This window comes from Bradyrhizobium sp. 26S5 (assembly GCF_036923295.1).
Classification (GTDB): domain Bacteria; phylum Pseudomonadota; class Alphaproteobacteria; order Rhizobiales; family Xanthobacteraceae; genus Bradyrhizobium; species Bradyrhizobium septentrionale.
In genome coordinates this window covers 6,981,136-6,993,390 of sequence record NZ_CP145948.1, presented here as the reverse complement: position 1 = coordinate 6,993,390, position 12,255 = coordinate 6,981,136, and the positions used below count along the sequence as shown (strand labels likewise).

Genomic DNA, 12,255 nt, shown 5'->3' with positions numbered 1-12,255 from the left:
CGTAACCCATCGCGCAGGGAAAGCCGGGATGTTTCCGGTTACACCTGTGGTCCTACCTCCGGTGCTTTTTGTTGCACCGGACCCATGGGTGCGATCGGCACCCGGCTTTCCCTGCGCCCTCTGTTCAAGAGAGGGCGAAACGAGATGCACAGCTCGGACATGCATGTCGCGAGAATGCGAAGCCGCGTCCCCACCCACACTGTCATCGCCCGGCTCGACCGGGCGATCCAGTACGCCGCGGCCTCTCGGCTCAAGCGCATACGTCTCTGGAATACTGGATCACCCGCATGCGCGGGTGATGACACCGCGATTTTTGACGGCGATCGGCATGTCGTCTCTGCGCAAGGAGGGCGGTTGGTGTGTTGCCTAACTCCCTCCCTCAAAAGTTACCCAACCCGTTAACCCCTTGGAAACCATCCTGCGCCACCAATGGACGTTATCTCTGCCATCTGGGGACGCCCATGCTCGCCCGTGACCAACGCACCCCGTTCTCGGACTGGTGGTGGACTGTCGACAAGCTGCTGCTTGTCGCGATCGCCGCGTTGATGCTGGCCGGCGTCATCCTGTCGCTGGCGGCGAGCCCGCCGGTGGCGACCCGGATCGGGCTCGATCCGTTCCACTTCTTCAACCGCCACGTCATGTTCCTGGCGCCGTCGCTGATCGTGCTGATCGGGGTGTCGTTCATGACGCCGCGGCAGATCCGGCGCACCGCGCTGATCGTGTTCGCGGTCTCGATCGCGCTGATCGTGCTCACGCTGCTGATCGGGCCCGAGGTCAAGGGTTCGCGGCGCTGGATCACGCTGCTCGGCGTCAACATCCAGGCCTCCGAAGCCGCCAAGCCTTCTTTCGTGATCGTCGCGGCCTGGCTGTTTGCGGAATCGACCAAGCGGCCGGAGATGCCGGCGACCTCGATGGCGCTGGTGCTGCTGATGACGCTGGTCACGCTGCTGGTGATGGAGCCCGACTTCGGCCAGACCATGCTGATCCTCACCGTGTGGGGCGCGCTGTTCTTCATCGCGGGCATGCGGATGATCTGGGTGTTCGGGCTCGCCGGCGCCGCTGGCGCGGGCCTGTTCGGCGCCTATCTGCTGGTGCCGCACGTCGCCGGCCGCATCAAGCGCTTCATGAATCCTGCCTCCGGCGACACCTTCCAGGTCGACACCGCGATGGAGGCGTTCTGGAACGGCGGCTGGTTCGGGCTCGGGCCGGGCGAGGGCATCGCCAAGCGCAGCCTGCCCGACAGCCACACCGACTTCGTGTTCGCGGTCGCGGCCGAAGAGTTCGGCATCATTCTCTGCCTGATGCTGGTCGCGCTGTTCGGCTTCATCGTGATCCGCACGCTGACCCGCGCCTATGCCACCGAGGACATGTTCTCGCGCTTCGCGGCGTCGGGACTTGCGATCCTGTTCGGCGTGCAGGCGACGATCAACATGGCGGTCAATCTGCAATTGATCCCGGCCAAGGGCATGACGCTGCCGTTCATCTCCTATGGCGGCTCCTCGTTCGTCTCGCTCGCCTATGGCGTCGGCATGATGCTGGCGCTGACGCGGCAGCGGCCGCGCACCGAGATCGAATCGATGGAAGGCGCCAGCGCTCGGCGCGCCTACGCGTAGGTGACTGTGACTGCGGCGTCGGTTATCTGAAGGCCATGGACAACGCGCCCCTGATTCTGCTGGCGGCCGGCGGCACCGGCGGCCATTTGTTCCCGGCCGAAGCGCTCGCCGTGGAATTGATCAGACGTGGCCTGCGGGTCCGGCTCGCCACCGACGGCCGCGCGCTGCGCTATTCCGGCCTGTTCGGCCGGGAGAGCATCGACCTGGTGCCGAGCGCGACCGTGCGCAGCCGCAACCCGCTCTCGCTGGCGCAGACCGTGCTGATGCTCGGCTACGGCACGCTGGTTGCCGCCAATCTGGTGCGCCGGCTGAAGCCGTCGGCCGTCGTCGGCTTCGGCGGCTATCCGACCTTGCCGCCGCTGATCGCCGCGCGGATGCTCGGCGTCCCCGGCATCATCCACGATGCCAACGCGGTGCTTGGCCGCGCCAATCGTTTCCTCTCCGGCCGCGTCAACGCGATCGCGACCTCGCTGCCCGGCGTGCTCGATCGTGATCCCGCGCTCGCCGGCAAGGCGACCACCGTCGGCACGCCGATGCGGCCGGCGATCCTCGCGGCCGCCGCGGTGAAATACACCCCGCCCGAAGTCGACGGTCCGCTGCGCCTGCTCGTGGTCGGCGGCAGCCAGGGCGCGCGGGTGATGAGCGACATCGTGCCGCCGGCAATCGAGCAGATCGCGCCCGCGCTGTGGAGCCGCCTGATCGTCACCCAGCAGGTGCGCGAAGAGGACATGGCCAGGGTGCGCGCGGTTTACGACCGGCTCAGGATCGATGCCGAGCTCGCGCCGTTCTTCGCCGACCTGCCGGCGCGGCTGGCCTCGAGCCAGCTCGTCATCTCGCGCTCGGGCGCCGGCACCGTGGCCGAGCTCGCCGCGATCGGCCGGCCCTCGATCCTGGTGCCGCTGCCGGGCGCGATCGATCAGGACCAGTTCGCCAATGCCGGCGTGCTGTCGCAGGCGAACGGCGCGCTGCGCATCGCGCAGGGCGACTTCACGCCCGAGCGGCTGGCGGCCGAAATCTCGGCCTTCGCTGCCGAGCCCGAGAAATTGACCGCGATGGCAGAAGCCGCGCGCGGCGTCGGCCGGCTCGACGCCGCCGAGCGGCTGGCGGACCTCGTTGCCAAGGTGGCCGGGATTTGATGCGCCAAACCGGCAGGACGCCGGGGGAGACTTGATCATGACGGGCCTGTTGATTCACTCCGTCTCGGAATTCTCGGATCTGATCCTCGAGGCGCTACGCCTGGCCGACGCGCAAAACATCGTCGAGATCGGTGCGGAGTATGGCGGCATGTCGGCGCTGCTCGCCGAGCACTGCCGGGCACGCGGCGGTCAGCTCACCAGCGTCGATCCGGCGCCGAAGCCCGAATTCCTCGATTGGGTGAACGCCAATCCGGATGTGCATCACGTTGCGAAGACCAGCCTCGATGCCTTCGCGGAACTCGATGCCGCCGACGCCTGGATCGTCGATGGCGACCACAATTGGTACACGGTCTATCACGAGCTCCGGCAGATCGAGGTGATCAGCCGCCGCGCCGGCAAGCCTGTTCTGGTCTTCCTGCACGATGTCGGCTGGCCCTGCGGGCGGCGCGACATGTATTACGCACCCGAGCAAATTCCCGCGGCGTATCGCCATCCGCACAGTTACGACGCGGGCGCCACGCTGGATCGCCCGGTGCTGGTCGAGGGGCGTGGCTTTCGCGGCGCGGGCCTCGCTGCATTCGCAAACGTCGCCGGCGGCGCGCGCAACGGCGTGATGACCGCGATCGATGATTTCCTGGCGGAGGAGCTGGCGCAGGGCAAGGAGTTCGGCTTCGCCGAGATCCCCGCCGTGTTCGGCCTCGGCGTGCTGTTCGACATGAATGCGGCCTGGAGCGCATCGTTGGCCGAACTCGTGCTGCCCTATCACCAGAACAAGCTGCTGCGTGCGCTCGAGACCAACCGTCTGCGCAACTATCTTCGCGTCATCGAGATGCAGGATGAACTGGCGGCGCGTGCCGTGCGATTGGGAGCGGCGTAACCGCCGGGCCGGGATGGAGATGTCCGTGATGCTCGATCTGAGGCACTGGCCGGTAGTCGGCGATCGCGACATTTCCGCGGCCGAAGGCCGCAAAAAGCCCTTGTCACGCATGGGAAAAGCGGGGCATCCAGTGGTCAGCGCCGCCGATGTGAGGCGCACAGAGAAGCTCAATCGTCCGCTCCGCAGCGGTGCCCGCATTGGGCGGATGATGATGTCAGGAACCGGATCATGAGACTGCCGCGCGAGATCGGACCCATTCACTTCGTCGGGATCGGCGGCATCGGTATGAGCGGCATCGCCGAGGTGCTGATCAATCTCGGCTACACCGTGCAGGGCTCGGACGCGTCGGACAATTACAATCTCGACCGGCTGCGCAAGAAGGGCGCAAAAGTCTCGGTTGGCCACACCGCCGAGAATGTCGACGGTGCCGATGTCGTCGTGGTCTCGACCGCGATCAAGCGCGACAATCCCGAGCTGATGGCGGCGCGCGCGCAGCGCATTCCCGTGGTGCGGCGCGCCGAGATGTTGGCGGAGTTGATGCGGCTGAAGAGCTGCGTCGCGATCGCCGGCACCCATGGCAAGACCACCACGACCACGATGGTCGCGACCTTGCTCGATGCCGGCGGGCTCGATCCGACCGTGATCAATGGCGGCATCATCAATGCCTATGGCTCCAACGCGCGGCTGGGGGCCGGCGACTGGATGGTGGTCGAGGCCGACGAGAGCGACGGCACCTTTCTGAAGCTGCCGTCGGATGTTGTCATCGTCACCAATATCGATCCCGAGCATCTCGATCACTTCAAGACCTTCGAGGCGATCCAGGACGCGTTCCGCAATTTCGTCGAGAACGTTCCGTTCTACGGCTTTGCCGTGATGTGCACCGATCACCCCGTGGTGCAAAACCTGGTCGGCAAGATCGAGGACCGCCGCATCATCACCTACGGACAAAATCCGCAGGCCGATGCGCAGCTCCTGGATCTGACGCCGATGGGCGGCGGCTCCAAGTTCACGGTCGCGATCCGCGATCGCAAGACCGGCGCGACGCACGAGATCGCGGATATCATGCTGCCGATGCCGGGACGCCACAATGCATCGAACGCGACGGCGGCGATCGCGGTCGCGCACCAGCTCGGCGTGACCGACGACGTGATCCGCCAGGCCATGGCCCGCTTCGGCGGCGTCAAGCGGCGCTTCACCAAGACCGGCGAGTCGAACGGCATCACGGTGATCGACGATTACGGTCATCATCCGGTCGAGATCGCAGCGGTGCTGAAGGCGGCGCGGGAATCCACCAACGGCAAGATCGTCGCCGTGGTGCAGCCGCATCGCTACACCCGCCTGCAGTCGCTGTTCGAGGAATTCTGCACCTGCTTCAGCGATGCCGATGCGGTCGTCGTCGCCGAGGTCTATCCGGCCGGCGAGACGCCGATCGCAGGCATCGACCGCGATCACTTCGCCGCCGGCTTGCGCGCGCACGGCCATCGCAGCGTGGTGCCGCTCCCGAACGCGGGCGAGCTCGCGAAGATCGTTCACGGTCTCGCCAAGTCCGGCGACCTCGTCGTCTGCCTCGGCGCCGGCAACATCACGCAATGGGCCTACGCATTGCCCGGCGAATTGAAGGCGCTGGGGTGATGATGTTCGCTCTTGCCGCTGCCGAACAGCTGCGCAGTCACGAAGGCCGGCGTATGCCGCCACCCCTCTCCCTAACCCTCCCCCGCAAGGGGGGAGGGAACCCATCCGCCAGTGCGTCCCTGACTCGTGCAAAGAGTCAGAGTGCAGCTGTGACGCTACGTGAAGTGAGTACGCTAGTCAGGCTCCCTCCCCCCTTGCGGGGGAGGGTTGGGGAGAGGCGTAAGCCCCGGGCGCTGACGGCAGGCGTAACACGATGCGGTATCAACCCGTTCCATGAGCCGATTGACCCCGCATGACCTTCCCCGACATCACGCCCGATCTCAAAGCCGCGATGCCGGAGCTGCGCGGGCGGCTGCTGGCGAACCAATCGCTTGCGGAGCTGACGTGGTTTCGCGTCGGCGGTCCGGCGCAGGTGCTGTTCACGCCGGCGGACGAGGATGATCTCGCCTATTTCCTGACGCGCCTGCCGCAGCAGCTGCCGGTCTATGTCGTCGGCGTCGGCTCCAATCTGATCGTGCGCGACGGCGGCATGCCAGGCGTCGTGATCCGGCTGGCGCCGCGTGCGTTCGGCGAGACCAGCGCGGCCGATGATGTCGTCACTGCGGGTGCCGCGGCGCTCGACAAGCGCGTGGCTGAAACGGCGGCGGCCGCCAACATCGGCGGCATGGAATTCTTCTTCGGCATTCCCGGCACGGTCGGCGGCGCGCTGCGCATGAATGCCGGCGCCAATGGCGGCGAGACCAAGGACGTGCTGGTGGAAGCGACCGGCATCGGCCGCGACGGCACGAAGCATACGTTCGGCAATGCCGACATGAGGTTCGTCTATCGCAACAGCGGCGTCGATCCGTCCGTCATCTTCACCTCGGCGCGCTTCCGCGGCAGGATCACCGCATCAGATGCGATCCGCGCCCGCATGAACGAGGTGCAGACCCATCGCGAGACCGCGCAGCCGATCCGCGAGAAGACCGGCGGCTCGACCTTCAAGAATCCGCCCGGCAACAGCGCCTGGAAGCTGATCGACGCCGCCGGCTGCCGCGGCCTCAAGGTCGGCGGCGCGCAGGTGTCGGAGATGCACTGCAATTTCCTGATCAACACCGGCAACGCCACCGGGCACGACATCGAGACGCTCGGCGAGACGGTGCGTGAACGGGTCAAGCAAACCAGCGGGATTGAGCTGCACTGGGAAATCAAGCGGATCGGGAACAGCTGATGCAGGTCACCATTCTGTTCGGCGGCACCAACAAGGAGCGGCTGGTCTCGGTGGCGAGCGCGCAGGCGCTGCATCGCGCGCTGCCCGACGCGGGGCTCTGGTTCTGGGACGTCGACGACACCGTGCATGCTGTGACGTCGGAAAAGCTGCTCGGTCACACCAGGCCCTTCGAGGTTGATTTCAAGCCCGACGGTCGCGGCATCGCGCTCGACCAGGCGCTCGACAAGGCTAGCGCTGAGCAGCGTGTGCTGGTGCTCGGCCTGCACGGCGGCCGCGCCGAGAATGGCGAATTGCAGGCGATGTGCGAGATGCGCGGCGTAGCGTTCACCGGCTCCGGTTCGGCGTCGTCGCATCTGGCGTTCGACAAGCCGTCGGCCAAGCGCTTCGCGGCGATCGCAGGCCTCAACGCGCCGCAGGGCATCGCCGTTGAACAGCTCGATGCGGCCTTCGCTCAACACGGCAGGCTGATCGCAAAGCCCGCCAAGGACGGATCGAGCTACGGCCTGATCTTCGTCAACGCAGAGCAGGACCTTGTCGCCGTTCGCAATGCCGCCAGGCATGAAGACTATCTGATCGAGCCGTTCGTGTCGGGCGTCGAGGCGACCTGCGGCGTGCTCGAGCAATCCGACGGCACGGTGTTCGCGCTGCCGCCGATCGAGATCGTACCGGCGGAGGGCAGCTTCGACTACACGGCCAAATACCTTCTGAAGTCGACCCAGGAGATCTGCCCCGGCCGCTTCGAGCCGGAGGTCAGCGCCGCGATCATGGATCATGCGCTGAAGGCGCATCGCGCATTGTCCTGCACCGGCTACTCACGCAGCGATTTCATCGTCTCAGTGAACGGGCCGGTCTACCTCGAGACCAACACGCTGCCGGGGCTCACGGCGGCGTCATTGTACCCTAAGGCCTTGAAAGCGCAGGGCATCGCCTTTGCAGACTTCCTGATCGACCAGATCGAGATCGCGCGCCGCCGCGTCCGGAGTTAAGGCCGACCGGGCGGGAACCCGCGAGACTTGGCCGGATGGAACCCGGACGCTGTTGCTAAAATGCTAACGGGTTCGCGGCAAAGTCCTCAAAGCGTTGATCAAAACACACTCCAGGCTGAAGTCGTTTACCGTTTGTTTACCAGGAAGCCCGAAGGTTAACGCTGGCGGCGCATGTAGCGCTTGGCTGCCGGGGCGTGAGCTGTCGCGGATTACCGCTTCGAGGATCGCAACCAGGGAACAGGGGGCCACTCTAATCCCACCGGTCTAGCCGAGACGTGACCTGTGCCGGGACCCGCAGGGTTTGGCGGGCACAACATGACGAGCTCGTGCAATGGATGGTGCAGGACGCCTCACTCGATCGCTGCGATCGCTGGGGCCTCAAGCTGACCTGAAAGCAGCCGCTATTGGAGCGGCGGTGCTGCTGCGCGAGTATGTCGGCGCCCATCTCGCACGCCGCCGCCGGCGTCCCGCCGCCAGACGGCCGCAGGTGATCGATCGCGAGCCGCCGAACCGCTTCATCCTGACGGTCGAACGCTATCTGCCGCGCCGCATCGGCCTGGTCGCGACGCTCGCGATCCTGTTCGGCAGCGCAGGCTTCGGCATCGTCCGCGGCGGCCATGTCGAGGAATTCACCACGGCGCTCAGCGATACCCGCAACGCGCTCGCCAACGCCGCGGGCTTCCGCATCACGACCGTCGGCATCAACGGCCGCAAGCAGCTGAGCCAGGACGAGGTGCTTGCGATCGGCGGCGTCAACGGCCGCTCATCGCTGCTGTTCCTCGACGCCGACACCGTGCGCGCCAAGCTGAAGGCCAATCCCTGGATCGCGGACGCCACGATCCTGAAACTCTATCCGGGCCGGCTGCAGATTGACATCGTCGAGCGCACCGCCTTCGCGCTGTGGCAGCAGAACGGCCGCCTGTCGGTGATCGCCTCCGACGGCGCGGTGCTCGAGCCCTACGTGTCACGTCGCTTCCTCAACCTGCCGCTGGTGGTCGGCAAGGGCGCCGACACGCGCGCCCAGGACTTCCTGGCGCTGCTCGACCGCTACCCGCAGGTGCGCTCGGTGACCAAGGCCGCGATCTTCGTCGGCGAGCGGCGCTGGAACCTGCGGCTGAAGGACGGCCTCGACATCCGCCTGCCGGAGAACGACGTCGGCAATGCGCTGGCCGCGCTCTCCAGGCTCGACAAGGACGAGAAGCTGTTCTCGCGCGACATCGTCGCCGTTGACATGCGCCTGCCGGATCGCCTGATCGTGCAATTGTCCGAGGACGCCGGCAAGGCGCGCGACGAGCTGTTCAAGGACAAGAAGTCCAAGAAGAAGGCCGGTGACTCCGCATGACCGGCCTCGATCGCAACCTGACCCCGAAGACCCGCCCGATGCAGAAGCGCACCGCGATGGTGGCGTCTCTCGACGTCGGCTCCAGCAAGATCGCCTGCATGATCGCGCGGCTGAAGCCGTCGCCGCCGAACGAGGCGCTGCGCGGCCGCACCCATGCGGTCGAGCTGATCGGCTACAGCCAGATCCAGTCGCGCGGCGTCAAGGCCGGCTCCGTGGTCGATCTCGCCGAATGCGAGAAGGCGGTGCGCCATGCCGTGGCGTTGGCCGAGCGCATGGCCAAGGTCCGCGTCGAATCCGTGCTGCTGTCGGTCTCCGGCGGCAGGCTGCACGGCCAGCTGGTTGAAGCCGCGGCCGATATCCGCGGCGGCTCGGTCACCGCGGACGATATCAGCCGCGTCACCTCCGCCGGCATGCGCCACGCCGCCGGCGCCGGCCGCACCGTGCTGCATGCGCTGCCGGTCGGCTACGCGCTCGACGGCGTCAAGGGCATCCGCGATCCCAGAGGCATGGTGGCGCGCCAGTTCGGCGTCGACATGAACGTGGTGACGTCGGATGCGACGGTCGCCAAGAACCTGATGCTGGTGGTCGAGCGCTGCCATCTCAACGTCGAAGCCATGGCGTCGAGCCCCTATGTCGCGGGCCTCTCGGTGTTGACCGATGACGAGGCCGACCTCGGCGCCGCCGTCGTCGAGATGGGCGCCGGATCGACGACGATCGCGACCTACTCGGGCGGACGCCTCGTGCACGCATCGGGTTTTGCGCTCGGCGGACAACATATCACGATGGATCTTGCGCGCGGCATCGGCGCGTGCATTGCGGATGCCGAGCGAATCAAGACTTTATACGGCACGGTGCTGACCGGCGGTTCGGACTCGCGTGAGCTGATGTCCGTTCCCACTGCAGGCGATGATCGGGAGACTCCGCAAATCGTGTCCCGCGCCACGATCGCGAACATCGTCCGGCATCGCGCCGAGGAGATCTTCGAAATGGTCCGTGACCGGCTCGCGGATTCCCCCTTTGCGGCCGAGCCGAGGGCGCGCGTCGTGCTGAGCGGCGGCGCATCCCAACTCACCGGCACCATCGAGCTTGCCACCCGCATCCTGAACCGCCAGGTCCGCATCGGCCGCCCGCTCGGCTTCGGCCGGCTGCCGAACGAGGCGAAAGGCGCCTCGTTCTCGGTGCCGACGGGCCTCCTGGTCTATCCGCAATACGCTCATCTTGAACATGTCGAACCGCGGCGCACGCGGCAGCTCAGGACAGGGACAGACGGCTACTTCGGAAAGGTCGGACGATGGCTTCGCGAGGGCTTCTGATGACCGCATCCCGGCTCACCCCATTTTCACCAACTCCCGCGCCCCGTGGCCGGGGCGAACCCACGCGCGCGTAATCTAGAGAGGCAACCATGGCACTCAATCTGACACCCCCTGACATCAGCGAGCTGAAACCGCGGATCACTGTCTTCGGCGTCGGTGGCGCGGGTGGCAATGCCGTCAACAACATGATCACTGCCGGGTTGCAGGGCGTCGACTTCGTCGTCGCCAACACCGACGCACAGGCGCTGACCATGTCGAAGGCGCAGCGCATCGTCCAAATGGGCACCCAGGTCACTCAGGGCCTCGGCGCCGGTTCGCAGCCCGATGTCGGTGCTGCGGCCGCGCAGGAGGTCATGGACGAGCTGCGCGATCATCTCACCGGCGCCAACATGGTGTTCGTCACCGCCGGCATGGGCGGCGGCACCGGCACCGGTGCTGCGCCCGTGATCGCCAAGGCGGCCCGCGAAATGGGGATCCTCACGGTCGGCGTGGTCACGAAGCCGTTCCACTTCGAGGGCCAGCGCCGCATGCGCACCGCCGAGCACGGTATTTCCGAGCTGCACAAGGTGGTCGACACGCTGCTGATCATCCCGAACCAGAACCTGTTCCGGGTCGCCAACGAGAAGACCACCTTCGCCGACGCGTTCGCGATGGCCGACCAGGTGCTGTACTCGGGCGTCGCCTGCATCACCGACCTGATGGTCAAGGAAGGCCTGATCAACCTCGACTTCGCCGACGTCCGCGCCGTGATGCGGGAAATGGGCAAGGCGATGATGGGCACCGGCGAAGCCACCGGCGAGAAGCGCGCGCTGACCGCAGCCGAAGCTGCGATCGCCAACCCGCTGATCGACGATAGCTCGATGAAAGGCGCCCGCGGCCTCCTGATCTCGATCACCGGCGGCAAGGACCTGACCCTGTTCGAGGTCGACGAAGCCGCGACCCGCATCCGCGAGGAAGTCGATGCCGACGCCAACATCATCGTCGGCGCCACCTTCGACGAATCGCTCGACGGCGTCATTCGCGTCTCGGTGGTCGCAACCGGCATCGAGCAGGCGGCGATCGCCTCCCGTGCCGCGGCTCCCGCGCAGCAGTCGGGCGGCTCGCCGGAGAGCCGGCTGGCCGATCTGACTGCTCGCCTACGGGCCGACAATCAGCGCATGGCCGAGCGTTCCCAGAAGCTGGAGCCGCCGACCGGCGTGACGGTCGCGCCGATTGCGGCTCCTGCCGCCGCCCAGCAGCGTCCGGCCGTCGAGCGCGCGGCGCTCGCGGCGATCGCGGCCGCGGTTGCTCCGGACAGCGCGCCGGCTCAGGCGCCGATGCAGCCGGGGTCCTATGGTGACGTCACCGTGCGGCCGATCGCCCAGAAGCCGACCTTGTTCCCCGACCACGAGGCAGCCAAGGCCGAGCAGCACGAGCCGATGCCGCCCGAGACCTTCATCCCGCAGGCGGCCGAGCGTTCGCCGGTCCGCGCCCCGCGGATGCCGAAGTTCGAGGATCTGCCGATGCCGGCGCAGGCGGAGATCCGCCAGGCCCATGACGGTGAGGCGGAGCACCCGCAGAAGACCCGGCTGTCGCTGCTGCAGCGGCTGGCCAATGTCGGCCTCGGCCGCCGCGACGAAGAGACCGAGCCGCCGATCGCGGCCCGCGCCTCCAATCCGGCGATGCCCGCGATGCCGCCGCTGCCCGACCGCAAGCAGGCCCGCAGCGTCGCGCAGCAGATCTCGGCGAACGAATCGCCGGTATCGGAATATGCGAAGCGTCCGGCGCCGCAGGGATTGGACGCTCACGGCCGCCCGGCACCTGTTGCGCCAACGCCACAGGGTGACGACCATCTTGATATCCCGGCCTTCCTGCGCCGGCAGGCAAACTGAAGTTTGTTACAACCTTGGCGACAAAGAAGGCCTCGGCGGGGAACCGCCGGGGCCTTCTCCTTTTTGCGGGCAGGCGGTTGTGGTTGCCAAACAAGCAACTGATTTTAAATCATTAATTATTCTTTCGGTGATCTGATGGCCGCGCTTCGAGGGCCGGTTTCGCTGCCGCAATTAGGTTAACCTTGGGCGTGAATGCGGCCGAGATGGGGTAACAATCGGTAAAGAAGCGTGAGTTGGCGCGGTTTAGGAAATCACTATGGTCTGCCGTGACTTGG

General features: G+C 66.6%; 10 protein-coding genes and 1 pseudogene. All 11 read left to right on the top strand.

Going from position 1 to position 12,255, the window contains the following annotated elements:
* Nucleotides 1–461: 461 nt before the first annotated feature.
* The 11 genes and pseudogenes from ftsW (at nt 462) to ftsZ (ending at nt 11,980) form a co-directional block, all read left to right on the top strand.
* Nucleotides 462–1,613 (top strand): putative lipid II flippase FtsW, encoded by a 1,152-nt coding sequence (gene ftsW, locus V5279_RS33020; protein ID WP_029078907.1) that lies wholly within the window; start codon nt 462–464, stop codon nt 1,611–1,613.
* 35 nt (nt 1,614–1,648) lie between these two features.
* Complete coding sequence (gene murG, locus V5279_RS33015; protein WP_338691293.1) at nt 1,649–2,749, top strand: undecaprenyldiphospho-muramoylpentapeptide beta-N-acetylglucosaminyltransferase; 1,101 nt, start codon at nt 1,649–1,651, stop codon at nt 2,747–2,749.
* Between the two features lie 37 nt (nt 2,750–2,786).
* Nucleotides 2,787–3,626, top strand: coding sequence for a class I SAM-dependent methyltransferase (locus tag V5279_RS33010; protein ID WP_338691292.1), 840 nt, complete (start codon nt 2,787–2,789; stop codon nt 3,624–3,626).
* 25 nt (nt 3,627–3,651) lie between these two features.
* Entirely contained in the window at nt 3,652–3,858 is a 207-nt protein-coding gene (locus V5279_RS33005) for a hypothetical protein (protein WP_166304829.1), read from the top strand.
* Entirely contained in the window at nt 3,855–5,258 is a 1,404-nt protein-coding gene (gene murC, locus V5279_RS33000; RefSeq protein WP_338691291.1) for a UDP-N-acetylmuramate--L-alanine ligase, read from the top strand. The genes V5279_RS33005 and murC overlap by 4 nt, the downstream gene beginning before the upstream one ends.
* Before the next feature lie 292 nt (nt 5,259–5,550).
* Entirely contained in the window at nt 5,551–6,468 is a 918-nt protein-coding gene (murB, locus tag V5279_RS32995) for a UDP-N-acetylmuramate dehydrogenase (RefSeq protein WP_166304835.1), read from the top strand.
* The gene (locus V5279_RS32990; protein ID WP_338691290.1) at nt 6,468–7,454 is read left to right on the top strand and encodes a D-alanine--D-alanine ligase; all 987 of its coding nucleotides are present in this window, start codon (nt 6,468–6,470) and stop codon (nt 7,452–7,454) included. Before murB ends, V5279_RS32990 begins: the two co-directional genes overlap by 1 nt.
* A gap of 125 nt (nt 7,455–7,579) precedes the next feature.
* Nucleotides 7,580–7,846, top strand: a pseudogene (locus tag V5279_RS32985) (hypothetical protein); the annotation flags it as partial.
* The gene (locus tag V5279_RS32980) at nt 7,786–8,796 is read left to right on the top strand and encodes a cell division protein FtsQ/DivIB (protein ID WP_166304841.1); all 1,011 of its coding nucleotides are present in this window, start codon (nt 7,786–7,788) and stop codon (nt 8,794–8,796) included. The pseudogene V5279_RS32985 and the gene V5279_RS32980, both read left to right, overlap by 61 nt.
* Complete coding sequence (ftsA, locus tag V5279_RS32975; RefSeq protein WP_029078900.1) at nt 8,793–10,109, top strand: cell division protein FtsA; 1,317 nt, start codon at nt 8,793–8,795, stop codon at nt 10,107–10,109. The genes V5279_RS32980 and ftsA overlap by 4 nt, the downstream gene beginning before the upstream one ends.
* An 89-nt stretch (nt 10,110–10,198) precedes the next feature.
* Complete coding sequence (gene ftsZ, locus V5279_RS32970; RefSeq protein WP_338691289.1) at nt 10,199–11,980, top strand: cell division protein FtsZ; 1,782 nt, start codon at nt 10,199–10,201, stop codon at nt 11,978–11,980.
* Nucleotides 11,981–12,255: the final 275 nt, after the last annotated feature.

Excerpts from the sequence above, each read along its gene's own strand:
- murG (WP_338691293.1), top strand. The coding sequence starts at position 1,649 with ATGGACAACGCGCCCCTGATTCTGCTGGCGGCCGGCGGCACCGGCGGC.
- murB (WP_166304835.1), top strand. The coding sequence starts at position 5,551 with ATGACCTTCCCCGACATCACGCCCGATCTCAAAGCCGCGATGCCGGAG.
- ftsA (WP_029078900.1), top strand. The coding sequence starts at position 8,793 with ATGACCGGCCTCGATCGCAACCTGACCCCGAAGACCCGCCCGATGCAG.
- V5279_RS33010 (WP_338691292.1), top strand. The coding sequence starts at position 2,787 with ATGACGGGCCTGTTGATTCACTCCGTCTCGGAATTCTCGGATCTGATC.
- V5279_RS32990 (WP_338691290.1), top strand. The coding sequence starts at position 6,468 with ATGCAGGTCACCATTCTGTTCGGCGGCACCAACAAGGAGCGGCTGGTC.
- ftsW (WP_029078907.1), top strand. The coding sequence starts at position 462 with ATGCTCGCCCGTGACCAACGCACCCCGTTCTCGGACTGGTGGTGGACT.
- V5279_RS32980 (WP_166304841.1), top strand. The coding sequence starts at position 7,786 with ATGGATGGTGCAGGACGCCTCACTCGATCGCTGCGATCGCTGGGGCCT.
- ftsZ (WP_338691289.1), top strand. The coding sequence starts at position 10,199 with ATGGCACTCAATCTGACACCCCCTGACATCAGCGAGCTGAAACCGCGG.
- murC (WP_338691291.1), top strand. The coding sequence starts at position 3,855 with ATGAGACTGCCGCGCGAGATCGGACCCATTCACTTCGTCGGGATCGGC.